Genomic DNA, 25504 nt, shown 5'->3' on the forward strand with positions numbered 1-25504 from the left:
ATGCTCCAGGCGTATGCCGTGTCCGACGTCCGGGAGGCCGAGGCCCGGCTGCTCGAGGAGACGCCCGACGGCGAGCTGATGCGCCGCGCCGCCCGGGGTCTGGCCGATGTCGTGCGCGCCCGCTGCGAGGAGCGCGGGGCGCGCCGGGTCGTGGTGCTGGCCGGGCCGGGCAGCAACGGCGGCGACGCCCTGCACGCGGGCGCGATGCTCGCCGGCGAGCACGACGTGGAGGTCGTGGCGCTCGCGCCGCAACTGCACGCCGGCGGCGAGGAGGCGGTGCGCTCGGCCGGGGTGACCATCCACGATACGGAGCCCGACGGTGAGGAGCTGCCGGCGGCGGTGCGCGAGCTGATCGACTCTGCGGAGGTCGTCGTCGACGGCCTGCTCGGCATCGGGGGACGCCCGGGGCTGAGCGGCATGATGCGGGCCACCGCCGAGGCGGTGCCGAGGACGGCATACGTCATCGCCGTCGACCTGCCCAGCGGCGCCGACCCCGACGGTGTCGCCGCCCCGGAGCACTGCGTGGTCGCCGACGAGACGGTGACCTTCGGGGTGCGCAAGCCGGTCCACCTGCTGCCGGCGACCGCGCCGGTGGTCGGCGAGGTGACGCTGGTCGACATCGGGCTCGAGGTGGGGGCCGCGCCGGTGGTCGAGCGGGTGGAGCACGCCGACGTCGCGGGCCTGTGGCCGGTCCCGGCGGCCGGCGACGACAAGTACCGGCGCGGGGTGCTCGGCGTCATCGCCGGCAGCGAGGAGTTCCCCGGGGCCGCAGTGCTCTGCACGACCTCGGCGCTGGAGGCCGGGGTGGGCATGGTGCGCTACCTCGGGCCGGAGCGTCCGGAGGGCCTCGTCCTGGCCGCCTGCCCCGAGGTGGTCCCCGGCCGGGGCCGGATCCAGGCGATGGTCATGGGCTCGGGCGTGCCGGTGACCGACGGGGAGACCTCCGACCGGCGCCAGATCCAGTGGTTCCGCCAGGCGCTGGCCAGCGAGGTCCCGCTCGTGGTCGACGCCGGCGCGCTGCAGCTGCTCGGCCACTGGCAGCGCACCGGTCACCTGCGCTGCGAGGCGCCGACGCTGCTGACGCCGCACGCCGGCGAGCTCGCGAGCCTGCTCAGCGAGCTGCGCGAGGAGGAGGTCTCGCGCGAGGACGTCGAGGCCGACCCGGTCCGGCACGCCCGGCGCGCCGCCCGCTCGACCGGTGCCGTCGTGCTGCTCAAGGGAGCCGTGACCGTCATCGCCGACCCCGACCCCCGGGTGCCGGTGCGCACCCAGGCGGACGGGCCGCACTGGCTGGCGACCGCGGGCGCGGGCGACGTCCTCGCCGGGCTGTGCGGAGCGCTCATGGCGGCCGGGGTGGAGCCGCGGGACGCCGGGGCGCTCGCCGCCCTCGTCCACGGGTTCGCAGCGCACCGGGCCAACCCCGGTGGCCCGGTCCGCGCCCTCTCGGTGGCCCGTGCGGTCGGGCCCGCCGTCGCCGCGCTGCTGACCGGCTAGTCCCGCGCGCACTCCGGGCAGGTCACCGACAGCGCGGTATGCCCGAGGTGCGGTTCGTAACCGTTGTCGCGCAGGTAGTCCGCGACCGGCGCCACGACCTCGGTCGGCAGGTCGACGACGCTGCCGCATCCGGAGCACGCCGCGTGGACGTGCGGGCGGCCGGACACGGCGGCCGAGAAGTGGAAGGTGGGTTCGCCGTGGTCGACGTGGACGTGGCTCAGCACCCCGGCCGCGCACAGGCTCTCCAGGGTCCGGTACGTCGTCGAGAGGTGCGGTGCGTCCTCCTCGCCCAGGGCCGCGTGGATCTGACCGGCCGTCGGGTGACCGCCGAGCCGGGCCAGGGTCCGCAGGATGTGCTCGCGCGGTCGGGTGAGGCGGCCGCCGCCGCCGCGCACCATGGTGCGGGCCCGGTCCACCAGCTCCTCCTCGCGCATACCCCCAGTGTGCCCGACGCCTCCGGTCGCCAGATGCGAGTCGTTCGCATTAAGGTCGAGGAACCACACGACACCAAGGAGCAGGCATGGCCGACTACACCCTCCCCGACCTCGACTACGACTACGGCGCGCTCGACCCGCACATCGCCGGGGAGATCATGGAGCTGCACCACTCCAAGCACCACCAGCCTACGTCGACGGGGCCAACACGGCCCTGGAGAAGATGGCCGAGGCCCGCGAGAAGGACGACTTCGCGACGATCGGCCTGCTCGCCAAGAACCTCGCCTTCAACCTCGGCGGGCACGTCAACCACTCGGTCTTCTGGCAGAACCTCTCCCCGGACGGCGGTGACAAGCCGGAGGGCGACATCGCCGCCGCCATCGACGACGCCTTCGGCTCCTTCGACGCCTTCCGCGGGCAGTTCACCGCGACGGCGACGTCCATCCAGGGCTCGGGGTGGTCCATCCTGGCGTGGGACAGCCTCGGCCAGCGGTTGGTCCTGGTCCAGCTCTACGACCAGCAGGGCAACCTGGCGATGGGCATGGTCCCGCTGCTCATGCTCGACATGTGGGAGCACGCCTTCTACCTGCAGTACCGCAACGTCAAGGCGGACTACGTGAAGGCCTGGTGGAACGTCGTGGACTGGGCCGACGTGCAGCGCAGGTTCGACGCGGCGCGCACGAGCACGGCGGGCCTCATCACGCCATGACCGAGCGCGACCTCCTTCCCCTGGTCCACGACGCGCAGCAGGTGGCGGGACTGCTGGCGGCACGCCGCCGCGGGCAGGAGGCCGAGGAGGACCTCGCCCTGCTGCTCCGGGAGACCGACGCGAAGGCCCTCGCCGGCGGCGCGATGCTGCTGGCCGACGTCGCCGTCGGGCTGCTCAGCCACCTGACAGGGGAGGACTACCAGCAGTGCGTCCGTCGCCTCACGGTGGACCTGGAGAGCGCGGTTGCCGGAGGAGGGTCGGGCTGACCTGCTTGCTAGGTTGACCGTATGGATCAGCGTCTGTCCCTCGTGACCCTGGGTGTGAGCGACCTCGAGCGTGCCCGATCGTTCTACCAGGCCCTGGGCTGGACGCCCGGGCCCTCGCCCGAGCACATCGCCTTCTTCCAGGCCGGCGGCATGGTCGTCGCCCTCTGGGAGCGGGCCGCGCTCGCCGTCGACTCGGGGATCGACATCGACTCCGACACCGACGACACCCCCGGCAGCGGCGACGCCTGGGGCGGCAAGGTCCTCGGGGTCAACCTGCCCACGACCGCGGACGTCGACGACCAGATGAAGGACGCCGAGGCGGCGGGCGCCGAGGTGCTGCGCGCGCCCAGCACCCGCTTCTGGGGCGGCTACTCGGGCGTCTTCACCGACCCGGACGGTCACGTCTGGGAGATCGCCCACAACCCCTTCTGGACCGTCACCGGGGACGGCCGGACCATCCTCGGCGACGGCCGGGGCTGACGCGGCTCGACCGACGCGGCCCGACCGACGCGGCCAGGCGGACGCGCCGGGGCGATCCGACGCCACCACCGGAATTCGACCTCTGGTTTATGCGCCATGGCGCACGAACCAGAGGTCGAATTCGGGCGGGTCAGGGCTGCGGGCGGTTGAGGGCGCTGCAGACCGCGTGCAGCGAGGCCCGCACGGTGGAGGAGTTGATGCCCACGCCCCACCTCACCTCGCCGCCGACAGCGCACTCGACGTAGGCGGCGGCGAGCGCGTCCTCCCCGGCGGAGAGGGCGTGCTCGGCGTAGTCGAGCACCCGGATGTCGTGGCCCAGGGCGTTCATGCCGTCCACGAAGGCCGAGATGGGGCCGTTGCCGTGCCCGGAGATCTGCCGGTCCTGGCCGTCGACCGTGACGCTCGCCTCGAGCCGGACGTCGTCGGCGTCACCCTCCACGTGCGAGCTGGTGAAGTCGTGCAGGACGATCGGCCCGTCCTGCTCGAGGTATTCGTGCTGGAAGGACTCCCAGATCTGCGTGGGGGTCATCTCCCCGCCCTCGGTGTCGGTGTGCCGCTGGACCGCCTGGCTGAACTCGATCTGCAGGCGCCGGGGCAGGTCGAGCTTGCGCTCGGTCTTCATGACGTAGGCCACGCCACCCTTGCCGGACTGGCTGTTGACCCGGATCACGGCCTCGTAGGTGCGCCCGATGTCCTTGGGGTCGACGGGCAGGTAGGGCACCTCCCACCGGAACGCGTCGACCTCGGCACCAGCGGCGGAGGCGTCCCGCTCCATCGCCTCCAGGCCCTTCTTGATCGCGTCCTGGTGGCTGCCGGAGAAGGCGGTGAAGACGAGGTCGCCGCCGTAGGGGTGCCGCTCGGGCACGGGCAGCTGGTTGCAGTGCTCCACGGTGCGCCGGATCTCGTCGATGTCGGAGAAGTCGATCATCGGGTCGACGCCCTGGCTGAACAGGTTCATACCCAGGGTCACCAGGCAGACGTTGCCGGTGCGCTCACCGTTGCCGAACAGGCAGCCCTCGATCCGGTCGGCGCCCGCCAGGTATCCCAGCTCGGCAGCGGCCACGCCGGTCCCACGGTCGTTGTGGGGGTGCAGCGACAGGATCACGTGCTCCCGGTGGTCCAGGTGGCGGCTCATCCACTCGATGGAGTCGGCGTACACGTTGGGCGTGGCCATCTCCACCGTCGCCGGCAGGTTGATGATGACCGGGGTCTGCGCCGTCGGGACGAAGACCTCCATCACCGCGTTGCAGACGCGGGCGGCGAACTCCAGCTCGGTGCCGGTGTAGGACTCGGGGGAGTACTCGTAGAAGACGTCCGTGCCCGGAGGCAGCTGCTCCTCGTACTTCTTGCAGGCGCGCGCACCGCGCACGGCGATGTCGACGATCTCGTCCTCGCTCGCGCCGAAGACGACCCGCCGCTGCAGCGTGGACGTCGAGTTGTAGAGGTGGACGATGGCCTGCCGGGCGCCGGCGATGGCCTCGTAGGTGCGCTCGATGAGGTGCTCCCGGGCCTGGGTCAGGACCTGGATCACCACGTCGTCGGGGATCAGGTCCTCCTCGATGAGCATGCGGACGAAGTCGAAGTCGGTCTGGCTGGCGGCCGGGAAACCGACCTCGATCTCCTTGTAGCCCATGCGCACGAGCAGCTCGAACATGCGGCGCTTCCGGTCCGGGGTCATCGGGTCGATGAGCGCCTGGTTGCCGTCACGCAGGTCGACCGCGCACCACCGTGGTGCCTCGGTGATGGTGCGGCTCGGCCAGGTGCGGTCCGGCAGGTCGACCGCCGGGAAGGGGGCATACCGGTCGATCGGCATGCCGCTGGGCTGCTGGGGGTTGGGGTGATGCACCGCAGAGGTGTCGGTGGTGATGACGCTCACGAGAGGATCTCCTCGCTGGGGGCTGGTGGGCTGGTGTCCGTGGCAGCAGCGACTCCGCAGCGAGGGCCGGACCTAGGAGGTCTCGCTGCGGCAGCCGAGGAGGAGCAGGTGAGTCATCGCCTGCGACTCTAGCTCATGACGATGACGTCGCGTCAACCCGGGACCGCGCGTCGCGCCGCTCCGCGACCACGCTGGTGAGGACGGTGACCGCGAGGATGCCGACGATGACCAGCAGCGAGGCCAGGGTGGGGACGGTCGGCACGCCCTCCCAGACGCCGTGCGCCCAGTGCAGCACGAGCTTGACGCCGATGAAGGCCAGGATGAGCGACAGGCCGTAGCCCAGGTGGCGCAGCTGCCCCAGCGCCCCCTCGAGCACGAAGTAGAGGGCGCGCAGGCCGAGCAGGGCGAAGGCGTTGGTGGCGAAGACCAGGTAGGGGTCACCGGTGATGCCGTAGACCGCGGGCACGGAGTCGACGGCGAAGACGACGTCGGTGCCGAGGATCGCCAGGGCGACCAGCGCGAAGGGGGTGAGCGCCCGGCGGCCGCCCTCCCGCACGGTGAAGCGGGTGCCCCGGTAGTCGTCGGTGACGGCGAAGAAGCGACGGGTGAGGCGGACGGCAGGCAGCTTGGCCACCTCCACGTGGCTGTCCGTCCGGGCGTCCTTGAGCACCTTCCAGGCGGTCGCCAGCAGGATGAGACCGAAGACGAGGAAGGTGACGGCGAAGTTGGCGATGAGGGCTGCGCCCAGGGCGATGAAGATGCCGCGCAGGACCAGCGCGCCGATGATGCCGATGAGCAGCACCCGCTGCTGCAGCTCGCGGGGCACGGCGAAGGCGCTCAGGATGAGGATGAAGACGAAGAGGTTGTCGACCGACAGCGACTTCTCGACGAGGTAACCGGTGTAGTACTCCAGCCCGGTCTGGCTGCCGAAACGCTGCCAGATCCAGAGCCCGAAGAGCAGCGGCAGCGCGAGGTAGAAGACCGACCAGGCCAGCGCCTCCTTCATCGACACCGCGTGCGGCCGCCGGGTCAGGACCATGTCGAAGGCCAGCAGCAGGACCACCCCGCCGAAGGTGATGGCCCACAGCACCGGGTCGGCGATGCTGCTGGTGGAGGTGGTCTCGGCCGGGGCCAGGGGCAAGAACATCACGAAGGGTCCTCTCGATCACGACGCGCGGATCGAGGTCTCTTTCACCCTGGCACCAGGCGCGCGCCGAGCGGGGCTCGGGCCCCGCGTAGTGGCCGACGCGACGTTCGGGAAATACTCCCCTCGAAGGGGCAACGATAGGAACGGCCGGGGCCGGGTGTCAACGTGGCGCCTCGTCTGCCGTATGCCGCCTGTCCCTGCCGCGCGCCGCGACGGCGCCCCTGCCGTATGCCGCCTGTCCCTGCCGCGCGCCGCGACGGCGCCCCTGCCGTGCGCCGCCTGCCGAGAAGGTGCCCCCGCCGCTCGGGGTCAGTCCACGGCGTAGGTGACCGTCGGCTTCCAGGAGGGACGGCCGCGCTCGAACGCCGCGATGTCGTCCTCGTGGCCCAGGGTCAGGGAGATGTCGTCCAGGCCGTTCTCCAGCCGCCACGCGACGTAGTCGTCCACCTGGAAGGGCGCGGTGATGTCGCCGCAGACGACGCCGCGGCCCGGCAGGTCGACGGTGATCTGGGTGCCGGGCTCGGCCTCGAGCTGCTTCCAGATGAGCTCGATGTCGCCCTGGTCCAGCTGCGCCGTGAGCAGGCCCTGCTTGCCCGAGTTGCCGCGGAAGATGTCGGCGAACCGGCTGGAGAGCACCGCGCGGAAGCCGTACTGCTGCAGCGCCCACACGGCGTGCTCGCGGCTGGACCCGGTGCCGAAGTTGGGACCGGCGACCAGGACGCTGCCCGCGCCGTAGGTCGGCTGGTTGAGGACGAAGTCGGGGTCCTCGCGCCAGCGCGAGAAGAGGCCCTCCTCGAAGCCGGTGCGCGAGACCTGCTTGAGCCAGTGCGCGGGGATGATCTGGTCGGTGTCGACGTCGGAGCGCCGCAGCGGCACGCCGATCCCCGTATGCGTGGTGAACGGCTCCATCAGACCAGTGCTCCCTGGGTCGTGCCGGCAGGGCTCAGGTCGGCCGGGCCGGAGAGCGTGCCGCGGACGGCGGTGGCCGCCGCGACCGCGGGCGACACGAGATGGGTCCGCCCGCGTGCTCCCTGACGACCCTCGAAGTTGCGGTTGGAGGTCGAGGCGCAGCGTTCCTCCGGGGAGAGCTGGTCGGGGTTCATGCCGAGGCACATGGAGCACCCGGCGAGCCGCCACTCGGCCCCCGCGTCGACGAAGACCTGGTCCAGCCCCTCGGCCTCGGCCTGCTGCCGCACCGCGTGCGACCCCGGCACGACGAGCACCCGCACCCCGGGAGCGACGGTGCGGCCCCGCAGGACGTCGGCAGCCAGCCGGAGGTCCTCGATCCGCCCGTTGGTGCACGAGCCGAGGAAGACCGCGTCCACGGCGATCTCCCGCATGGGTGTCCCGGCCTCCAGCCCCATGTAGGCCAGGGCCCGGCGCGCGGTGTCCTGGGCGTCCTCGTCACCGGCGTCGGCCGGGTCCGGCACCGCCTGACCGAGCTGCACCGACTGCGCCGGGTTGGTGCCCCAGGTGACGTAGGGGCTCAGGCTGCTGCCGTCGATGACGACCTCGGCGTCGAAGACCGCGTCGTCGTCGGTGCGCAGCGCGCGCCAGGCCTCCACCGCGGCGTCCCAGTCGGCCCCGGTCGGTGCGTGCGGGCGACCCTGCACGTAGTCGAAGGTCGTCTGGTCCGGGGCGATCATGCCGGCCCGGGCCCCCGCCTCGATCGACATGTTGCAGATGGTCATCCGGCCCTCCATCGACAAGGCCTCGATCGCCGGTCCGCGGTACTCCAGCACGTAGCCCTGCCCGCCACCGGTGCCGATCCGGTTGATGACCGCGAGGATGATGTCTTTGGCGCCCACGCCGTCGGGCAGCGAGCCCTCGACCGTGATCGCCATCGTGCGGAACGGCCGCAGCGGCAGCGTCTGGGTGGCCAGCACGTGCTCCACCTCCGAGGTCCCGATGCCGAAGGCGAGCGCCCCGAAGGCGCCGTGCGTCGAGGTGTGGCTGTCCCCGCACACGATGGTCATCCCGGGTTGCGTCAGCCCCAGCTCGGGGCCGATGACGTGCACGATGCCCTGCCCCAGCCGGCCCCGCTCGTGGTGCACGATGCCGAACTCCTCGCAGTTGGTGCGGAGCGCGTCGAGCTGCGTGCGGGAGGTCAGGTCCGTCACCGGGCCGAGCGTGGTGGGGACGTTGTGGTCCTCGGTCGCCAGCGTGAGGTCCGGGCGCCGGACCGGGCGGCCCTTCTCGCGCAGCCCGTCGAAGGCCTGCGGGCTCGTCACCTCGTGCACGAGGTGCAGGTCGATGTAGAGCAGGTCCGGCTCGCCCTCGACGGAGCGCACCACGTGCTGCTCCCAGAGCTTCTCGGCCAGGGTCCGTCCAGCTCGTTCGGACACGGTCCGACCCCTTCCATGTCGCCGTGGTGGCGGGTGAGAGACAATGCGCTCAACTGTAAGCCCAGTCGTTGACGTGACGTCACGGAGGTCGTCTGTGCCCACCCGCTCCCATTCCCTCGCCGTCCTGCCGGGAGACGGTGTCGGCCCGGAGGTGACCGCCGCCGCGCTGGAGGTCCTCGACGCCGCGCAGCAGCGTTTCGGTTTCACGACCGAGCGCACCGTCGTCCCCCTGGGCGCCGAGCACTACCTCGAGACCGGCGAGCTGCTCACCGAGGACACGGTCGCGCAGCTGCGCGAGCACGACGCCATCCTCTTCGGCGCGATCGGCAGCCCGAAGGTGCGTCCGGGAATCCTCGAGCGGGGGATCATCCTCGCGCTGCGCGGAGCCATGCGGCAGGCGGTCAACCTGCGCCCGGTCCGGCTCTACCCCGGCGTCCCGACCCCGATCGCCGGTCTGGAGCCGCAGCGCTGCGACCTGGTCATCGTGCGGGAGAACACCGAGGGCGCCTACGTCGCGCAGGGCAGCACCGTGCACCGCGGCACCCCGGCCCGCACCGCGGTGCAGGAGTCGGTCAACACCTGGTATGCCGTCGAGCGCGCCGTCGAGTTCGCCTACCGGCTGGCCTCGGTGCGGCGCGGGCGGCTCACGCTGTGCCACAAGACCAACGTGCTGGTCGAGGCCGGGTCGCTGTGGCTCGACGTCATGGAGGAGGTCGGGCAGCGCTTCCCCGACGTGGAGACCGACTACGTCCACGTCGACGCGATGTGCATGCACCTGCCGGTGAGCCCCGAGCGCTTCGACGTCGTCGTCACCGACAACCTCTTCGGCGACATCGTCACCGACCTGGGCGCGGTCGTACAGGGCGGCCTGGGGGTCGCCGCCAGCGGCAACCTCAACCTGGAGGGGACCGGCACGAGCATGTTCGAGCCCATCCACGGGTCGGCGCCGGACATCGCCGGTCGGGGCTGGGCCAACCCGGCAGGCGCCTGCCTCTCGCTCGCGCTCCTGCTGGGCGAGCTCGGCGAGGGCGAGGCCGCCGCCACGGTGGAGGGCGCCACCGCCGCCGTGCTGGGGAAGCTGCCGGCGCTGGCCGGGGAGGCGATGGGCGCGAGCACCGGAGAGCTCGGTGCGCGGATCGCCGCAGCGGTCGCCGAGGGGAGCACGAGCCCGGTCCCGGGCAGCCTCATGGGCCAGCTGGCCCGGGTGAGGACTGCGTGAACGACCTCTACCCCGCCCGGGCGACCATCGACCTGGACGCCATCGCGCACAACGTGGGGGTCCTGCGGGAGCGCGCGGGCTCGGCGGAGGTCATGGCCGTCGTCAAGGCCGACGCCTACGGCCACGGGCTGGTCCCGAGCGCCGGGCGGCGCTGGCCGGGGGCGCGGCGGCGCTGGGCGTCGCCCAGCCCTACGAGGCCCTGGCGCTGCGCGCCGCCGGGGTGGAGGCGCCCGTGCTGTGCTGGCTCACCGCACCGGGGACCGATCTGGGCCCGCTGGTCCGTGAGGGTGTGGAGGTCGCCGCCTCGGCCCGCTGGACGCTGGACGCCGTGGCAGCGGCGGCCCGGGAGCAGGACCGGGTGGCCGTCGTCCAGCTCAAGGCCGACACCGGCCTGGGGCGCAACGGCGCCTATGCCCTGCCGCTCCGGTCGGGCCCGGACACGGACTGGTCCGACCTGGTGGCGCACGCCGCTGCGCTCCAGGCAGAGGGCGTGCTGCGGGTGCGCGGTGTCTTCAGCCACTTCGCGCACGCCGACGCGCCCTCCCACCCCACGGTCCGGGGGCAGCAGGAGACCTTCGCCCGGGCCGTCGCCGTGGCGGAGGAGGCGGGGCTGCGCCTCGAGGTCCGGCACCTGAGCAACTCCGCGGCGACCCTGACCACCCCGGAGGCCGCCTGGGACATGGTGCGCCCCGGCCTCGCCGTCTACGGGCTGACGCCGGTGCCCGAGGTGGGCTCGGCGCAGGACTTCGGGCTCCGGCCGGCGATGCGGGTCGTCGCGCGCTCCGTGCTCGCCAAGCGGCTGCCCGCCGGCCAGGGGATCTCCTACGGGCACGCCTACGCCCCGTCGCGCGAGACCACCGTCCTCGACGTCCCGATCGGGTATGCCGACGGCATACCCCGTCACGCCTCCGGTGCCGGTCCGGTCCAGGTGCGCGGGCAACGGTTCTCCGTCTCCGGCCGCGTGTGCATGGACCAGTTCGTCGTGGACGTCGGCGACCTGGACGTCGACGACGGCGAGGAGGTGGTGCTGTTCGGTCCGGGAGACGACGGGGAGCCCACCGCGCAGGAGTGGGCCGACGCCGCGGGGACCATCAGCTACGAGATCGTCAGCCGTCTGGGGTCCAGGGTGCCGCGCGAGCACGTCGGGGCGATCGCCAGATGACCCCGGAGCACGAACGGCGGTGGACGCTGCCGACGGCGCAGGACACCCGGGACCTCGGGCGCGAGCTGGGCGCGGTGCTCCGCGAGGGCGACCTGGTGGTGCTCACCGGCGACCTCGGGGCGGGGAAGACGACCTTCACCCAGGGGCTGGCCGAGGGTCTGGGCGTCCGGGGCCCGATCACCTCGCCGACCTTCGTCATCGCCCGGGTGCACCCGTCGGTGACCGGGGGGCCGGACCTCGTGCACGTCGACGCCTACCGGCTCTCCGGCGGCGCCGAGCTGGACGACCTCGACCTGGACGCCTCGCTGGAGGAGTCGGTGACGGTGGTCGAGTGGGGGGAGGGGCTGGCCGAGAGCCTGGCCGCGCAGCGGCTCGAGGTGCTGCTGCAGCGCTCCGGGAGCGAGGACGAGGAGGAGCAGGAGCGCGTCGCGGTGCTGCGCGGGGTGGGGGAGCGCTGGGCCGACGGACTCGCCGAGGTGGGGCAGGAGCGATGAGCGCACCGACGATCCTCACGGTATGCACCGGCAACGTGTGCCGCTCCCCGCTGCTGGAGCGGATGCTCCAGCGCGACGTCGACGGCGCGCACGGACCCGGACGCGTCGCCGTCCGCTCCGCCGGGACCGGGGCGCTCGTCGGCGCGCCCATGGACGAGCGGTCGGCCGAGATCCTTGTCGGGCTGGGTGGCGACCCGACCGGGTTCGTGGCCCGGCGGCTCACCGCCGAGCTGGTGTCCGACGCCGCTCTCGTCCTCGCCGCGACGCCGACGCACCGCTCGCAGGTCGTCCAGCTGGACCCCCGTGCGCTGCGGCGGACCTTCACCGCGCAGGAGTTCGCCGGGCTGGTCGCGGCCGTGCCGGACGAGGACCTCCCGACGTGGGAGGAGCCGGCCACGGCTCTGGCCGAGCTGTGCACGGCGGCCCGGGCCGCCCGGGGCGCCGCGACCCGCCCGGCCGGCGAAGGTCTGGTCGATCCCTACCGGCAGCCGGACGCGGTCTACGACCGGCTCCGGGCCCAGGTGGTGGAGCTCAGGCCGCTCCTCGCCCGCGGTCTCGCCCGCTGAGCCGGGAGGGTTCCGGGCGCAGCAGCCGGGGCCAGCGGCGCGGGCGTCGGCGGGGCAGCCGGAGCAGCGCGACGGCGACGAGGGCCTGCGGTTCGAGGTGCCCCAGCTCGCGGGAGTCGGTGCCGTGCCCGTCGGAGAGCACCCAGAGCGCTCCGTCGTGACGGATGCCCGCCAGCCGCTTGACCGCCAGGGGCCGGGGCCTGCCGGCGTGGTCCGGCGGCAGTCGGACCACGACGACGGAGCCAGGACGCGGCCGGCCACCGTGGCGGACCAGCAACCGGTCACCGGGCGCCAGGATCGGCAGCATCGAGGATCCGGTCACGCGCGCCACCCCCACCGCGCCGGGGTGTCCCCACGTGTCACTCACACGCGGTAGGGTAGCGAGCGACCCAGGGGTGACATCGGGTCGACGATGGGATGAGCACGAGATGTCCAAGGAGCGGACATTTTCTGCGTGTGGGGTAGACGCCATCGTGGGTGGGTGCTTTACTGTGAGGTAGGTAAAGATTTAGTAAGGTCAGGCTGATAGGGGATCGGCCGCATACCGCAGGGACAGGATGGGAATTGCCGTGACCGTGATCGCAGGCACCGCAGCACGTGAGGCGTCGGGGACGTCGATGAGAACAGTCGACGCCAGCTACCCCTTCGTCATCCCGGACTCGCTCCAGGGGATGGTGGACCGACCGAGCGGCGGTCGCAAGACGCCGCACCGTGCCCGGCGCTACCTCGCGCCCTACCTCAGCACCCTCAAGGTGCTCGACCTCGTGCTCATCACCGTGGCGGTCCTGGCCGCTACGTGACCCGCTTCGGGCTGGACGAGTCCATGCAGCGGGTCTCCGGCATCGGCTACGGCTACATCGCCTTCACCCTGGTGCTCGTCTGGGTGCTCGCCCTCCACGTCCAGCGGGCCTACGACGGCCGCACCGTGGGCCACGGGGTGCAGGAGTACCGCCAGGTCTTCGCCGCCTCCACCTGGGTCTTCGCCGCCGTCGCCATCGTCGGCTTCGCCTTCCGGCTCGAGATCGCCCGTGGCTTCGTGATCGTGGCCTTCCCGCTGGGGACGTTGATGCTGCTCGCCGGCCGCTGGGGCGCCCGGCGCTGGCTGGTGGCCCGTCGCAAGAGCGGCCAGCTGTCCGACCGCGTCATCCTCGTCGGTGACGCGAACCACGTCGCCGGGCTCGTCACCGCGCTGCGCCGCAGCCCGGACGCCGGCTACAACGTCCTGGGCGCCTGTGTCGACGACGCCGAGGGCACGGTGCAGGGCGTGCCGGTGCTCGGCCCGGAGTCGGACGTGCTGCTCCAGGCCCTGGACCACCACGTCGACGTCGTGGCGGTCTCCTCCTCGGCCGGCCTCGGGACCACCGGGCTGCGCCAGCTCGGGTGGGCGCTGGAGTCCACCGACATCGACCTCGTCGTCGCCCCCGGCATCATGGACGTCGCCGGTCCCCGCGTGCTCACCCGCCCGGTGCAGGGCCTGCCGCTCATCCACGTCGAGGCCCCGCGCTTCGTCGGTCCCGAGCGGGTGCTCAAGAACGTCATGGACCGGCTCATGGCCCTGGCGGTCACGCTGGTCCTGCTGCCGGTCATGCTCGCCGTGGCGCTGGCGGTCAAGCTCGAGGACCGCGGCCCGGTGCTCTTCCGTCAGGAGCGCATCGGCCAGGACGGTCGCAGCTTCTCGATGTTCAAGTTCCGCAGCATGGTCATGGACGCCGAGGCCCGGCTCGCCGAGCTGAGAGACTCCAACGAGGGCGCCGGCCCGATGTTCAAGATGCAGCGCGACCCGCGGGTCACCCGCGTGGGCGCCTTCATCCGGCGCTACTCTCTGGACGAGCTGCCCCAGCTGCTCAACGTGCTGCGCGGCGAGATGAGCCTGGTCGGACCCCGTCCGCCGCTGCCGCGCGAGGTCGCCGAGTATGCCCGTGACACGCACCGCCGTCTGCTGGTGCGGCCCGGCATGACCGGCCTGTGGCAGATCAGCGGCCGCAGCGACCTCTCCTGGGAGGAGGCGGTGCGCCTCGACCTCTACTACGTGGAGAACTGGAGCCCTCTCCTCGACGGCATGATCATGTGGCGCACCGCGCGGGTCGTGCTCGGCTCCGAGAGCGGCGCCTACTGAGCGAGCCCGCCTCGGCTAGGGTGCCTGGGTGAGATCCCGCGTCGCCTATCTCGGCCCGGCCGGCACCTTCACCGAGCAGGCCGTGCGCCAGTGGGACGTCGGTCGAGCTCACGAGGCGTGGCCGGCGCCCACCGTTCCGGCCGCGATCGCCGCGCTGCGCGAGGGCGACGCCGAGGCGGCGGTGGTCCCCTTCGAGAACTCGGTGGAGGGGTCCGTGCCCGCCACCCTCCAGGCCCTCCTCGAGGACGCCCGGGTGCGGATCTGCGAGGAGATCCTCGTCGAGGTGCAGTTCGACCTCCTGGCCCGCGGCAGCACCACCCTCGGCCAGGTCGACGTCGTGGCCACGCACCCGCACGCGGCGGCCCAGACCAGGGACTGGTTGGCGCAGCACCTGCCGCGGGCCGAGCTCGTCCAGGAGTCCTCGACCGCGCGCGCCGCGCAGGCGGTGGCCGAGGGGCGCTACGACGCCGCGATCGCCTCGCCCGAGGCAGGGGCGGCCTACGGGCTCACCCCCCTCGCCCGGCGGATCGCCGACCGGGACGGCGCCCTGACCCGGTTCGTCCTGCTGCGCCGTGACGCACCGGTGCCCCCGCCGACCGGGGCGGACCGCACCACCCTCGTCGCCCTCATCTGGCAGAACCGGCCGGGCGCGCTCCTCGAGCTGCTGGAGCAGTTCGCCGTCCGGGGGATCGACCTGACCCGGCTGGAGTCCCGCCCGACCGGTGAGGGCCTGGGGGAGTACTGCTTCTGGATCGACGCCGACGCGCACCTGTCCGAGGCACGGATGAGCGAGGCGCTGCTGGGGCTGCGGCGCACGTGCCGGGACGTGCGCTTCCTCGGCTCCTACCCCCGCGCAGACGGCCGGCTGCCCGCGGTGCCCTTGCACGCGGACGAGCAGGCGTACCGCGAGGCGCGGGAGTGGCTCGAGAGCCTGTGACCCGGTCCGGCGCCGCTCAGCGGTCCAGCTGGAGCCAGCGGGTCCAGCCGCCGTTGAGGACGAGCCAGGCCATGAGGCCGTAGCCCGCCTGGCCGGGGTGCACGGTGTCGCCGGCGGCGAGGTCGGACTGCCATTGGTCGTGGCTGAGCAGGGGGGCGAAGCAGTCGACGTAGGGCACGCCGCGGCGGGCGCAGACGTCGGCGAGCGCGTCCGCGAGCACCTGCAGCTTCGCGTTGACCTCGGCGTCCAGCGTGGGCGTCGGGCCGACGACGAAGGTGGCGATGCCCGTCGAGCTGGCCTCGTCCAGCACGTTCGCCAGGTTGAGGCGGGAGCGAGCCGTCGTCACCCCCTGGTCGACGTCCTCGGCCCCGACCCCGATGACGAGGCGACGCTCGGAGCGTCCGGCCCAGCGGGGCGGGCACTCCGCGCGCCAGCGGTTCATGACGTCCGCCGAGCTCGACCCGCGCACCCCGAGGTTGTAGCTAGTGAGCGACCCCCCCTCCGCGGTGCCGCTGAAGTCGGTGCGGCCCACGACACGGTTGACCCAGCCGAGCGCGCGCGGGTCGCCGTAGCCGGCCACGAAACCGTCGCCGACGAAGCACAGACCGACGTCCCGCGGGCCGTCCGCGACCTGGAAGTCGGCGCTGGGGGTGTATTCCAGCTCCACCCGCCCCTCGCGCTCAGCGCTGCTCACTGCTCACCTTCCTCGTCGTGGGTCAGGGCACGGTGCCACGACTGGGTGACGTACTTCGTCTCCCAGCCCAGTGAGCGGTAGAGCCCGTCGGCACCCGTGGGGGAGTCGGCGTCGACCTCCAGGCCGACCGAGGCACGACCGCGCGCGGCCGCGTCGGCGATCACCGTGCGCAGCAGCCCCTTGGCCACACCACGGCCTCGCGCGCGACGGTGGACGCGATGTAGTCGATGTAGGAGCTGTCCGGGCTCGCCGTGCCGTCCTCGCCGACGCCGCCGCGGCTGATCGAGGCCACCACGGCCCCGGCCGGCTCGCCGTCCACCGTGGCCAGCCACCAGTGGTCCCACCGGTGACCGGGGTCCTCGCGGAGCCGGGCGACGAACTCCTCGAAGGTCTCGCGGTAGGAGTTGAAGTGGTCGGCGAAGGACTGCTCCAGGACGAGGTGCACCGCGCGCAGATCCTCCTCGTCCGGCATACCCCCCCCGTCGTCCTGGCGCACGCGATGGATCTGGACCCCCTCGCGCAGCTCCGGTGACCCGGCGTCCTCGTCCGGGTCCACGGGGCGGGTCATCTGCCACCAGTCCCGGACGTGGTCGTAGCCCGCCGCACGCAGCCAGCGCTGCTGTCGCTCGTCGTCCGCGAAGGCCCCGGAGTCCAGCTGGGTGCGGTCCATGGCGCGCTCCGCGAGCAGCTCCCGGCCGAGCTCCTCGACCCGGGCGAAGGCCCACTCGGCGAGCGGGTCGGCCTCCTCGTCCGGCAGGTCAGGGTCGAGGGTGACCCCGACGAGCACACGACCGGCGGCGCGGTCGTGCAGGCTCAGCCACGCGCGGGCATCTCCTTGGGCGTCCCGGACCATCTCGTGCCGGTGCGTGCTCGCCCCGCGTCCGCTGACCTCGGCCCGGACGGTGTCGCTCTGCGCGCCCGGCCAGCCGCGGGCCTCGCGCTCGTGCCGCCGGAGCAGCCGCACCAGGTCGTCGAGATCCTCCTCGCCCGGGGTCGACGCCGTCAGGCCGTCCGGGAGAGCGACGGGGCCGGTGGCGGTCCCGCTCATGCGCGACCGGAGAAGGCCTCGTCGTGCAGGGCTGCCTGCTCGACGGCGTGCACCTTGGCCGACCCGGTGGCCGGGGAGGCCGAGGCCGGGCGGCTGACGACGCGCAGCGGGCGGTCCTCGCCGTGCTGCTGCAGCGCCTCGGGCAGGTTGAGCGCCATGAACGGCCAGGCGCCCTGGTTCTTCGGCTCGTTCTGCACCCACACCAGCTCTGCCTCGGGGTACTGCGAGGTGAGATCGGCGAGCTGCTTGCCGGGCACCGGGTAGAGCTGCTCCACCCGCAGGATCGCGGTCCGCTCGTCCTCGCGCTTGGTGCGCTCGTCCTCGAGGTCGTAGACGAGCTTGCTCGAGGCGAGCAGCACCCGCTCGACCTTGCTCTTGTCCAGCTCCACGCGGTCGGGCAGCACCGGCTCGAAGGTGCCCTCGGTGAAGTCCTGCACCGAGCTGGCGGCGGCCTTGAGCCGCAGCATCGCCTTCGGGGTGAAGACGATGAGCGGGCGCCGCGGCCGTGCCATCGAGTGGGCGCGCAGCAGGTGGAAGTAGGACGCCGGGGTGGAGGGGTAGGCCACCTTCATGTTGTCCTCGGCGCACTGCTGCAGGAAGCGCTCGATCCGGGCCGAGGAGTGGTCCGGCCCCTGACCCTCGTAGCCGTGCGGCAGCAGCAGGACCACCGAGCTGCGCTGGTCCCACTTCTGCTCCGAGGCGCTGATGAACTCGTCGACGACGACCTGGGCGCCGTTGACGAAGTCGCCGAACTGCGCCTCCCACAGCACCAGCGCGTCGGTCTTCTCCACCGAGTAGCCGTACTCGAAGCCCATGGCCGCGAACTCCGAGAGCAGCGAGTCGTAGACCTCGAAGGTGGCCTGTTCCTTCGCGAGGGAGTGCAGCGGTGTCCAGGTCGAGGCGGTGTCGTTGTCGGTGAGGACGGCGTGCCGCTGCACGAAGGTGCCGCGGCGGCTGTCCTGCCCGGCGAGCCGGACCGGCGTCCCGTCCTGGACCAGGGAGCCGAAGGCCAGCAGCTCGGCCATGCCCCAGTCGATCCCACCCTCGCGGGTCATCTCCTGGCGCGAGGTCAGCAGCTTGGCCAGCTTGGGGTGGACCGTGAAGCCCTCCGGTGGGCTGCCGAAGGCGTCGCCGATGGCCTCGACCGTGCTCTTCTCGATCGCGGTCGGGCGCTGCGGTGCCGCCTGGTCGCCCTCGTCCTGCGCGTGCGGACGCTCCAGGCCCCCGCCGCCCTCGTCCTCCTTGAGCGCTTTCTTGGTCTCGGTGAAGACGTTCTCGAGCTGCTTCTGGTAGTCGCGCAGCGCCGCCTCGGCCTCGTCGACCGTGATGTCGCCGCGACCGATGAGCGACTCGGTGTAGAGCTTGCGGACCGAGCGCTTGGCCTCGATGAGGTCGTACATCAACGGCTGGGTCATCGAGGGGTCGTCGCCCTCGTTGTGGCCCCGGCGGCGGTAGCAGACGAGGTCGATGACGACGTCGGTGCCGAACTCCTGGCGGAACTCGTAGGCCAGCTCCGCCACCCGCACGACGGCCTCGGGGTCGTCCCCGTTGACGTGGAAGATCGGGGCCTGCACGGTCCGCGCGAGGTCGGTGCAGTAGACCGAGGAGCGGGAGTGCTGCGGTGCCGTGGTGAACCCGACCTGGTTGTTGATGACCACGTGCAGGGTCCCGCCGGTCCGGTATGCCGGGAGCTGGGACATCTGCATCGTCTCCAGCACCACGCCCTGGCCGGCGAAGGCGGCGTCCCCGTGCATGAGCACCGGCATCACCGTGCTGGGGTCCGCGCCGGTCTCCCGGCTGAGGCGGTCCTGCTTGGCCCGGGTGATGCCCTCCAGGACGGGGTTGACCGCCTCCAGGTGGGAGGGGTTGGCCGCGAGGTAGACCCGGGTGGTCTTGCCGTCCTCGGTGGTGAACTCACCCTCGGTGCCGAGGTGGTACTTCACGTCACCGGATCCATGCACCGAGCCGGGGGACTGCTTGCCCTCGAACTCGCGGAAGATCTGGCCGTAGGACTTGCCGGCGAGGTTGGCGAGCACATTGAGGCGGCCGCGGTGGGGCATACCGATCGTCACCTCGGTCAGCCCGTCGTCCGCGGCGCGGTTGAGCACCTTGTCGAGCAGCGCGATCACCGACTCGCCACCCTCGAGGCTGAACCGCTTCTGGCCGACGAACTTGGTCTGCAGGAAGGTCTCGAAGGCCTCCGCCGCGTTGAGTCGGCGCAGGATCCGCAGCTGCTCGGCCGGAGCCGGCTTCTCGAACGGGACCTCGAGCTTCTTCTGGAACCACCGGCGCCGGTCGGGGTCCTGGATGTGCATGTACTCCACGCCGACGGTGCGGCAGTAGGTGTCGCGCAGGATGCCCAGGATGCGCCGCAGGCTGAGCCGCGGCTTGCCGCCGAAGCCGCCGGTCGGCACCTCGCGGTCCAGGTCCCAGAGCGTGAGCCCGTGGTTCTCGATGGCCAGGTCCGGGTGACGGCGCTGGCGGTACTCCAGCGGGTCGGTGTCGGCCATGAGGTGGCCGCGGACCCGGTAGGCGTGGATGAGTTCCTGGATGCGGCTCGGCTTGGAGATGTCGTCGTCGTGCGTGGCCGCGATGTCGAGGTTCCAGCGGATCGGCTCGTAGGGGATCCGCAACGAGGTGAAGATGTCGTCGTAGAAGCCGTCCTGCCCCAGCAGGAGCTGGTGCATGATCTTGAGGAACTCACCGGACTGCGCACCCTGGATGATGCGGTGGTCGTAGGTCGAGGTGAGGGTGAGGATCTTGCTCACGGCGTTGGCGACGATCCGCTCGCTCGCCGCACCCTGCCACTCCGCGGGGTAGTCCAGCGACCCGACGCCGATGATGGCGCCCTGCCCCTTCATGAGCCGGGGCACGGAGTGCAGCGTGCCGATGCCGCCGGGGTTGGTGAGGCTGATCGTCGTGCCCTGGAAGTCCTCGATGGTGAGCTTGCCGTCGCGCGCCTTGCGCACGACGTTCTCGTAGGCGCTCCAGAAGTCGTAGAAGCTCATCGCCTCCGCGCTCTTGATGCTCGGCACGAGCAGCTGGCGGGTGCCGTCGGACTTGGGCACGTCGATGGCCAGGCCGAGGTTGACGTGCGCGGGCTCGACGAGGGTCGGCTTGCCGTTCTCCACGGAGAAGCCGTTGTTCATCGCCGGCATCGACTTCAGCGCCCGGACCATGGCGTAGCCGATGAGGTGGGTGAAGCTGACCTTGCCACCACGCTGCGCGCGAGATGGTTGTTGATGACGGTGCGGTTGTCGATGAGCAGCTTGGCGGGCAGGTTGCGTGCGCTGGTCGCGGTCGGGACCTCCAGCGAGCTGTCCATGTTGGACACCACCCGCGCCGCCGCCCCACGCAGCGGGACGAGCGTGACGTCCTCCTGCGGGCCGCTCTTCTTCGGGGCAGGGGCCTCGCGGGACATCGGCGCCTTGGCGCCCTTGTCCTCATTATTGCCGCCACCGCCGCTCTTGTCCTTGCCGCTGCTGCTGCCGCCGCTCTTCCCCCCGTCGGTCTTGGTGTCCGGGGTGCTCGCCTTGTCGTCGTCCTTGGGCGTGGGCTTGCTCATGTCCTGGGAGCTCGCCTCGCCGTCGGTGCTGCCCTTGCCCTTGCTGCTGTCCTCATCCTTGCCGGACTTCGTGGACCTGCCGCCGGAGGTGGACGACCCCTTCTCCCGCGGCGGTGCCGGCGCGACCTTGGGTCCGCTGGCGGGCGCGGTGCGGGTCGAGGCCCCGCCGTTGCTGTCGGCGGACCGGCGGCTCGGCTGCGCCGAGGACGACGAGTCCTTCGACCCGGCGCCGGCCCCCGACCCGTTGCTGCCGGAGGAGCCGTTCTCGAAGTAGCGACGCCAGGCCGGGTCGACCGACCCGGGATCCTCGTCGAACTGCTCCCGCATGTCCTCGACGAGCCACTCGTTGGCTCCGAAGTCGACGGTGGTGTCGCTGCTCTGCGGGTTGGCCACGGGGTCTGCGCCTCATCTCACGTCCGGGGACTGCCGCACGCGCGCCGACAAGCGCACGCGCCGCCCTCAGCCTATCTCCTGCGTCACGGAAACGCAGGAGGTGGTCCGAGGGCGGCGCGGGCGCGTCAGGCGACGTCGCGACGGGTGGTGACGACCCACCCGATCACCGTCATGACCAGGGCGTAGCCCAGCAGCACCAGCGCACCCACCCACCACGTGAGCAGGTCACCGCCGCCGAAGACCGCGGCGGCCTCGGCGTCCACGCCGGCGAAGAGGTCGAGGGCAGCCGTCGTGGCCTGGCTCGGGAAGTAGCGCGCGGCCTCGGCCACGGGGTCGAGGAACTGGATGAGGAAGCTCAGCAGCGGCTCGACGAGCAGGGCGATGGCGATGCCCGCGAAGAGGGCCATGACCTGGTTGGTGATGAGCACGCCGAGCCCGAACCCGATGAGGCCCCAGAGCACGAGGACGAGGAGCAGCCGCAGCAGGGTCAGCACCAGACCGCCTGCGTCGGGGAAGAGGGCGACGTCGCCGGAGAGCAGGATGAGCCCGCCGCCCACGAGGCTGCCCGCGATGAAGGCCAGCCCGTTGAGGGTGACGACGACCGCCAGGGCGAGCAGCTTGCCCAGGATGAGCCGGCCCCGCCGCGGGGTGCTCAGCAGCGTGCCGGTGATCGTCTGGTGCCGGAACTCCCCGCTCATCGACAGGATGCCGAGGACGAGGGCCAGCAGGTAGCCGAACTGGAAGCCGCCGGTGTAGACCAGCCGGGCGATCGCGGTCTCACCGAAGGCCTCGACCGGGGCGATCGTCTGCCCGTCCGGCCCCGGGATCTCGCCGAAGCTCACGAGGGCGAAGCCCTGCAGCGCGGCGAAGAGACCACCGACGAGGAACATCGCCACCGGCATGGTCCAGGAGATGCGGGTGGTGCTGGTCTTGCGCAGCTCGGCGCGCACGAGCGTCATCATCAGGCGGCCTCCGTCCCGGTCGAGCGGTTGCGGTTGCGGTGCTCGGGCGACTCGGTCAGCTCCAGGAAGAGCCGCTCGAGGTCGGTCCGGAGCGGTCTGAGCTCGTGCACCGGCTGCCCCGCCGCCAGCGCGACGTCGCCCACGGCGGCCAGGTCGCCGGTGTGGACCCGCAGCGCGCCCTCGCCCTGGTCGGGCGCGACCTCGACCTGCAGCCCGGCCTGCTCCAGGGCGTGGCCCAGCACCCGGATCGGCGGTGCGCGCCAGCACGGCCGGCTCGCCGTGCAGCTCGTCCATGGTGCCGCGGCGCACCAGCCGGCCGTTGGCGATGATGACGACGTCCTCGACGGTCTGCTCGACCTCCCCGAGGAGGTGGGAGCTGACGAGCACGGTCTTGCCCTGCTCCGCGGCCAGGTGGCGCATGAAGCCGCGCATCCACCGGATACCCTCGGGGTCCAGGCCGTTGGCCGGCTCGTCGAGCAGCAGCACGTCCGGATCGCCGAGGAGCGCCGCCGCGAGACCGAGCCGCTGGCGCATCCCCATCGAGTAGCCACCGGCCTTCTTGCGGGCGGCCGCCGGGATGCCGACCAGGCCAAGCAGCTCGTCGACCCGGGAGTCCGGTATGCCGTGCGTGGCGGCGAGGACCCGGAGGTGGTTGCGCCCGGTGCGCCCGGGGTGGAACCCGGTCGCCTCCAGGGCCGCCCCGACCGTGGTCATCGGCCGCGGCAGGTCGGCATACCGCCGCCCGCCGATGAGCGACTCACCCGCCGTGGGGGAGATCAGCCCGAGCAGCATCCGCAGGGTCGTCGTCTTGCCGGCGCCGTTGGGTCCGAGGAAGCCGGTCACCCGCCCGGGGGCCACCTCGAAGGTCAGGTCGTCCACGGCGGTGAAGCTGCCGAAGCGTTTGGTCAGTCCCCGGACGCTGATCCCCGTCCCCGGCGTCTGCTGCGCATCTGGTGTCGTCATGCGTCCAGTCAACCAGCGCGCGGGGAGGTCGGGCATCAGACCCCGGTCGGAGATCGGGCGGGCCCGCGTCCTCCCTGAGTCGGAACCGGTCGGGCCCTCAGTCGATCCGGACCGCGACGGTCTTGGTCCGGGTGAAGCCGGCGAGCGCCTCGATCCCCTTCTCCCGGCCGTAGCCCGAGGCCTTGACCCCGCCGAAGGGCAGCTCCACCCCGCCTCCGGCGCCGAAGGTGTTGACGAAGACCTGGCCGGCCTCCAGCGCTCCCGCGAGGCGGTGCGCCCGGGACAGGTCGCGGGTCCACAGCGCCGCGATGAGCCCGTATGCCGTGCCGTTCGCGAGCGCCAGCGCCTGCGCCTCGTCCTCGAAGGGCGTGGTGACCAGCACCGGCCCGAAGACCTCCTCCTGGGCGATGGGCTCCCGGGGGTCCACGCCGTCGATGAGCGTGGGGAGCCAGAAGGCGCCGTCCGCGCCGCGGTCGGTGGGAGCCGAGCCCCCGACGACCAGCTCGCCGCTGCGGGCGCCCTCGACGTAGCCGCGGACCCGCTCCTGCTGCCGCAGCGAGACGAGCGGGCCGAGGTCCGGGTCGTCCAGCCCGCGGCCCAGCGTGGTGGCGCGGAAGCGCTCGGCGACGGCGTCGACGAGGTCGCGCCGGACCGAGGAGTGCACGACGAGCCGGGAGCCGGCCGAGCAGGTCTGTCCGGCGTTCTGCAGGATGCTGCGGGTGATGGCCGCGGCCGCGGCCTCGAGGTCGGCGTCGGCGAAGACGACGTGGGCGGACTTGCCGCCTAGCTCGAGCACGGCCGGCACCACCCGCTCGGCGGCGGCCCGGGCGACCGCGCGGCCGGTCTCCGTGGAGCCGACGAAGCCCAGGTGGGCCACCTGCGGGTGGGCGGTGAGGGCGGCCCCGGCCTCCGCGCCCAGCCCCGGCACGACGCCCACCACACCGTCCGGCACGCCGGCCTCCGTCGCGAGCGCGGCGAGCGCGAGGGCGGTCCGGGGCGTCTCGTCCGCGGGCTTGAGGACGACGGCGTTGCCGGTCGCGGCGGCAGCGCCATGGAGCGGGAGGCCAGCTGCAGCGGGTAGTTCCAGGCGACGACGCTACCCACGACGCCGTAGGGCTCGCGCCGGGTGTAGGCGTGCAGCTCCGGCCCCAGGGGGATCGCGTCGCCGTAGAAGGCCTCGACGACCCGGCCGTAGTAGCGCAGGTAGCGCGCCGCCACCGTCGCGTCGGCGCGGGCCTGGGACAGCGGCTTGCCGGTGTCCTCGGACTCGGTGCGGGCCAGCTGCTCCCGGTCGCGGTCGACCAGCGCGGCCCAGCGGGTCAGAGCGTCGGCGCGGTGCTCGGGGGAGGTCGCCGCCCACGCCGGCTGGGCCCGCGCCGCGGCCCGCACCGCCCGGTCGACCTCGTCCGGACCGGACCGCGCGACCTGCCCCAGGACCGAGCCGTCGGCGGGGTCGATGTTGTCGTAGGTCTGCGCGACCGGGAGCTCGGTGCCGTCGACGAGGGGGAGCGCGGTGGGCATACCGGTCACGGTATGGCCCGGACCGGGGTGGGCTCGAGCGGGCTCACCGCAGGTGCAGGGTCGGGCCTCCCCCCGCGGCCGGCACGGTCCGGCCGATCAGGGTGCCGACGCCGTCCGGCACCTCGCCGACGAGCAGCAGGCCGCCGCTGGTCTGGGCGTCGGCGAGGAGGAGAAGGTCGTCCTCGTCGACGCCGGCGCCGGTCTCGAGGTGGGGCCGCACCCAGTCCAGGTTGCGCCGGCTCCCGCCGGGCAGGTAGCCCGCCGTCAGGCTCTTCCGCGCGCCGGGGATCGTGGGCACGGCGGTGACGTCGATCTCGGCCGCGACGCCGGAGGCGCGGCACAACTTCCACAGGTGCCCCAGCAGCCCGAACCCGGTGACGTCCGTGCCGGCGCGCACCCCCGCGCCGACGGCGGCGGCCGAGGCCTCCCGGTTGAGGGCCGTCATGGTCGCCACCGCCTCGGGGAAGACCTCGCCGGTCCGGCCGTGGCGGTTGCTGAGGATGCCGGTGCCGAGCGGCTTGGTGAGCGTGACGGGCAGGCCGGGGTCCGCGGCGTCGTTGCGGATCAGCGCGTCGGCGCGGGCGGTCCCGGTCACGGCGAGTCCGTAGAGCGGCTCGGGGGCGGTGATGGAGTGACCGCCGGCGAGCGGGCAGCCCGCGAGGGCGGCGACCTCGGCGCCGCCGCGGAGCACCTCGCGGGCGAGGTCGTCGTCGAGGTCCGAGGGCCAGCCGAGCAGGTTGATCGCCAGCACCGGGGTGCCGCCCATGGCGTAGACGTCGGAGAGCGCGTTGGCGGCCGCAATCCGGCCCCAGTCGGTGGGGTCGTCGACGACGGGGGTGAAGAAGTCGGCGGTCGACAGCACGGCGGTCCCGCCGTCCAGCCGCACGGCGGCCGCGTCGTCGCCGTGCTCCAGCCCGACGAGCAGCCGGTCGGCGACGTCACCGTCCGGGGTCTTCAGCCCGTCGACGAGCCGTTCCAGGCGCGGCCGGGATCTTGCAGGCGCAGCCGCCGCCGGCGGCCAGCGCGGTGAGTCGCGGGGCGGTCGAGGGTTCTGCGGTCGTGCGCTCGGGCATACCGGGACTCTAGGAGACGTGGACGGGGCCTTCTGGGGCG

At 72.7% G+C, this 25504-nt stretch carries 20 protein-coding genes and 6 pseudogenes; 11 read left to right on the forward strand and 15 right to left on the reverse strand.

What is annotated here, in order from left to right; genetic code table 11:
* Complete coding sequence (locus BJF80_RS00250) at positions 1–1494, forward strand: bifunctional ADP-dependent NAD(P)H-hydrate dehydratase/NAD(P)H-hydrate epimerase (protein ID WP_075810772.1); 1494 nt, start codon at positions 1–3, stop codon at positions 1492–1494.
* On the opposite strand, the gene BJF80_RS00255 is transcribed toward BJF80_RS00250, so the two are convergent.
* On the reverse strand, positions 1491–1928 hold the full coding sequence (locus BJF80_RS00255; protein WP_075810773.1) for a Fur family transcriptional regulator: 438 nt from the start codon (positions 1926–1928) through the stop codon (positions 1491–1493). The genes BJF80_RS00250 and BJF80_RS00255 overlap by 4 nt on opposite strands.
* An 86-nt stretch (positions 1929–2014) precedes the next feature.
* On the opposite strand from BJF80_RS00255, the pseudogene BJF80_RS00260 reads away from it, so the two are divergent.
* The 3 genes and pseudogenes from BJF80_RS00260 to BJF80_RS00270 all read left to right on the forward strand — a co-directional run bounded on the left by BJF80_RS00260 (position 2015) and on the right by BJF80_RS00270 (position 3383).
* A pseudogene (locus BJF80_RS00260) lies at positions 2015–2637 on the forward strand (superoxide dismutase).
* Positions 2634–2903: a hypothetical protein gene (locus BJF80_RS00265; RefSeq protein ID WP_075810774.1), complete on the forward strand. Its 270-nt coding sequence runs from the start codon at positions 2634–2636 to the stop codon at positions 2901–2903. Before BJF80_RS00260 ends, BJF80_RS00265 begins: the two are co-directional and overlap by 4 nt.
* 21 nt (positions 2904–2924) lie before the next feature.
* Complete coding sequence (locus tag BJF80_RS00270) at positions 2925–3383, forward strand: VOC family protein (RefSeq protein ID WP_075810775.1); 459 nt, start codon at positions 2925–2927, stop codon at positions 3381–3383.
* 130 nt (positions 3384–3513) lie between these two features.
* On the opposite strand, the gene leuA is transcribed toward BJF80_RS00270, so the two are convergent.
* From leuA to leuC, 4 genes are all read right to left on the reverse strand, one after another.
* Entirely contained in the window at positions 3514–5196 is a 1683-nt protein-coding gene (gene leuA / locus BJF80_RS00275; protein WP_075810810.1) for a 2-isopropylmalate synthase, read from the reverse strand.
* 196 nt (positions 5197–5392) lie between these two features.
* A complete protein-coding gene (locus tag BJF80_RS00280; RefSeq protein WP_075810776.1) occupies positions 5393–6406 on the reverse strand; it encodes a TerC family protein in 1014 nt (337 codons plus the stop codon).
* Positions 6407–6715: 309 nt separating this feature from the next.
* Entirely contained in the window at positions 6716–7315 is a 600-nt protein-coding gene (gene leuD, locus BJF80_RS00285; protein WP_075810777.1) for a 3-isopropylmalate dehydratase small subunit, read from the reverse strand.
* Positions 7315–8751, reverse strand: a complete 1437-nt coding sequence (gene leuC / locus BJF80_RS00290; RefSeq protein WP_075810778.1) for a 3-isopropylmalate dehydratase large subunit — start codon at positions 8749–8751, stop codon at positions 7315–7317. The genes leuD and leuC overlap by 1 nt, the downstream gene beginning before the upstream one ends.
* Positions 8752–8794: 43 nt before the next feature.
* On the opposite strand from leuC, the gene BJF80_RS00295 reads away from it, so the two are divergent.
* The 4 genes and pseudogenes from BJF80_RS00295 to BJF80_RS00310 all read left to right on the forward strand — a co-directional run bounded on the left by BJF80_RS00295 (position 8795) and on the right by BJF80_RS00310 (position 12192).
* Positions 8795–9970, forward strand: a complete 1176-nt coding sequence (locus BJF80_RS00295) for a 3-isopropylmalate dehydrogenase (RefSeq protein ID WP_083673368.1) — start codon at positions 8795–8797, stop codon at positions 9968–9970.
* A pseudogene (gene alr / locus BJF80_RS00300) lies at positions 9967–11132 on the forward strand (alanine racemase). Before BJF80_RS00295 ends, alr begins: the two are co-directional and overlap by 4 nt.
* On the forward strand, positions 11129–11626 hold the full coding sequence (gene tsaE, locus BJF80_RS00305) for a tRNA (adenosine(37)-N6)-threonylcarbamoyltransferase complex ATPase subunit type 1 TsaE (protein WP_075810780.1): 498 nt from the start codon (positions 11129–11131) through the stop codon (positions 11624–11626). Before alr ends, tsaE begins: the two are co-directional and overlap by 4 nt.
* The gene (locus BJF80_RS00310) at positions 11623–12192 is read left to right on the forward strand and encodes an arsenate reductase/protein-tyrosine-phosphatase family protein (RefSeq protein ID WP_066637798.1); all 570 of its coding nucleotides are present in this window, start codon (positions 11623–11625) and stop codon (positions 12190–12192) included. The genes tsaE and BJF80_RS00310 overlap by 4 nt, the downstream gene beginning before the upstream one ends.
* Here BJF80_RS00310 and BJF80_RS00315 read toward each other — a convergent pair.
* The gene (locus BJF80_RS00315) at positions 12158–12559 is read right to left on the reverse strand and encodes a S24 family peptidase (protein WP_075810781.1); all 402 of its coding nucleotides are present in this window, start codon (positions 12557–12559) and stop codon (positions 12158–12160) included. The genes BJF80_RS00310 and BJF80_RS00315 overlap by 35 nt on opposite strands.
* Before the next feature lie 250 nt (positions 12560–12809).
* Here BJF80_RS00315 and BJF80_RS19145 point away from each other — a divergent pair, with 250 nt between their 5' ends.
* Genes BJF80_RS19145 through pheA form a run of 3 tightly spaced genes read left to right on the forward strand, consistent with a single transcriptional unit; the run spans position 12810 to position 15245 of the window.
* Complete coding sequence (locus BJF80_RS19145; protein ID WP_202817117.1) at positions 12810–12992, forward strand: hypothetical protein; 183 nt, start codon at positions 12810–12812, stop codon at positions 12990–12992.
* Positions 12989–14308 carry a sugar transferase gene (locus BJF80_RS00320; protein WP_202817118.1) on the forward strand — a complete coding sequence of 440 codons (1320 nt, stop codon included), beginning with the start codon at positions 12989–12991 and terminating at the stop codon, positions 14306–14308. Before BJF80_RS19145 ends, BJF80_RS00320 begins: the two co-directional genes overlap by 4 nt.
* Positions 14309–14336: 28 nt before the next feature.
* Entirely contained in the window at positions 14337–15245 is a 909-nt protein-coding gene (gene pheA / locus BJF80_RS00325) for a prephenate dehydratase (protein WP_022924419.1), read from the forward strand.
* 16 nt (positions 15246–15261) lie between these two features.
* Here pheA and BJF80_RS00330 read toward each other — a convergent pair whose 3' ends face one another.
* The 9 genes and pseudogenes from BJF80_RS00330 to selD all read right to left on the reverse strand — a co-directional run bounded on the left by BJF80_RS00330 (position 15262) and on the right by selD (position 25464).
* A complete protein-coding gene (locus tag BJF80_RS00330) occupies positions 15262–15939 on the reverse strand; it encodes a GDSL-type esterase/lipase family protein (protein ID WP_075810782.1) in 678 nt (225 codons plus the stop codon).
* On the reverse strand, positions 15936–16127 hold the full coding sequence (locus BJF80_RS19495) for an N-acetyltransferase (RefSeq protein WP_237767354.1): 192 nt from the start codon (positions 16125–16127) through the stop codon (positions 15936–15938). The genes BJF80_RS00330 and BJF80_RS19495 overlap by 4 nt, the downstream gene beginning before the upstream one ends.
* Positions 16100–16987, reverse strand: a complete 888-nt coding sequence (locus BJF80_RS00335) for a GNAT family N-acetyltransferase (protein WP_237767355.1) — start codon at positions 16985–16987, stop codon at positions 16100–16102. Before BJF80_RS00335 ends, BJF80_RS19495 begins: the two co-directional genes overlap by 28 nt.
* A pseudogene (locus BJF80_RS00340) lies at positions 16984–20879 on the reverse strand (multifunctional oxoglutarate decarboxylase/oxoglutarate dehydrogenase thiamine pyrophosphate-binding subunit/dihydrolipoyllysine-residue succinyltransferase subunit). The gene BJF80_RS00335 and the pseudogene BJF80_RS00340 overlap by 4 nt, the downstream one beginning before the upstream one ends.
* Positions 20880–21070: 191 nt before the next feature.
* On the reverse strand, positions 21071–21907 hold the full coding sequence (locus BJF80_RS21725) for an ABC transporter permease subunit (protein WP_083673359.1): 837 nt from the start codon (positions 21905–21907) through the stop codon (positions 21071–21073).
* Positions 21907–22149 (reverse strand): DUF8746 domain-containing protein, encoded by a 243-nt coding sequence (locus BJF80_RS21730; RefSeq protein WP_527251110.1) that lies wholly within the window; start codon positions 22147–22149, stop codon positions 21907–21909. Before BJF80_RS21730 ends, BJF80_RS21725 begins: the two co-directional genes overlap by 1 nt.
* Before the next feature lie 178 nt (positions 22150–22327).
* Positions 22328–22906 (reverse strand): annotated as a pseudogene (locus tag BJF80_RS21735) (ATP-binding cassette domain-containing protein); the annotation flags it as partial.
* A gap of 61 nt (positions 22907–22967) precedes the next feature.
* A pseudogene (locus BJF80_RS00355) lies at positions 22968–24391 on the reverse strand (aldehyde dehydrogenase family protein).
* A gap of 43 nt (positions 24392–24434) precedes the next feature.
* Positions 24435–25464, reverse strand: a pseudogene (gene selD / locus BJF80_RS00360) (selenide, water dikinase SelD).
* Positions 25465–25504: the final 40 nt, after the last annotated feature.

It is taken from the genome of Serinicoccus sp. CUA-874 (assembly GCF_001942225.1).
In the GTDB taxonomy this organism is placed as follows: domain Bacteria; phylum Actinomycetota; class Actinomycetes; order Actinomycetales; family Dermatophilaceae; genus Ornithinicoccus; species Ornithinicoccus marinus.

Bases quoted from the DNA above. Each gene is read 5' to 3' on its own strand.
- BJF80_RS21725 (WP_083673359.1), bottom strand. From the start codon at position 21,907: ATGATGACGCTCGTGCGCGCCGAGCTGCGCAAGACCAGCACCACCCGC.
- BJF80_RS00335 (WP_237767355.1), bottom strand. From the start codon at position 16,987: ATGAGCGGGACCGCCACCGGCCCCGTCGCTCTCCCGGACGGCCTGACG.
- BJF80_RS00280 (WP_075810776.1), bottom strand. From the start codon at position 6,406: ATGTTCTTGCCCCTGGCCCCGGCCGAGACCACCTCCACCAGCAGCATC.
- BJF80_RS00310 (WP_066637798.1), top strand. From the start codon at position 11,623: ATGAGCGCACCGACGATCCTCACGGTATGCACCGGCAACGTGTGCCGC.
- BJF80_RS00255 (WP_075810773.1), bottom strand. From the start codon at position 1,928: ATGCGCGAGGAGGAGCTGGTGGACCGGGCCCGCACCATGGTGCGCGGC.
- BJF80_RS19145 (WP_202817117.1), top strand. From the start codon at position 12,810: ATGAGAACAGTCGACGCCAGCTACCCCTTCGTCATCCCGGACTCGCTC.
- BJF80_RS00265 (WP_075810774.1), top strand. From the start codon at position 2,634: ATGACCGAGCGCGACCTCCTTCCCCTGGTCCACGACGCGCAGCAGGTG.
- BJF80_RS00270 (WP_075810775.1), top strand. From the start codon at position 2,925: ATGGATCAGCGTCTGTCCCTCGTGACCCTGGGTGTGAGCGACCTCGAG.
- BJF80_RS00295 (WP_083673368.1), top strand. From the start codon at position 8,795: ATGCGCTCAACTGTAAGCCCAGTCGTTGACGTGACGTCACGGAGGTCG.
- BJF80_RS00250 (WP_075810772.1), top strand. From the start codon at position 1: ATGCTCCAGGCGTATGCCGTGTCCGACGTCCGGGAGGCCGAGGCCCGG.
- leuA (WP_075810810.1), bottom strand. From the start codon at position 5,196: ATGCCGATCGACCGGTATGCCCCCTTCCCGGCGGTCGACCTGCCGGAC.
- tsaE (WP_075810780.1), top strand. From the start codon at position 11,129: ATGACCCCGGAGCACGAACGGCGGTGGACGCTGCCGACGGCGCAGGAC.
- leuD (WP_075810777.1), bottom strand. From the start codon at position 7,315: ATGGAGCCGTTCACCACGCATACGGGGATCGGCGTGCCGCTGCGGCGC.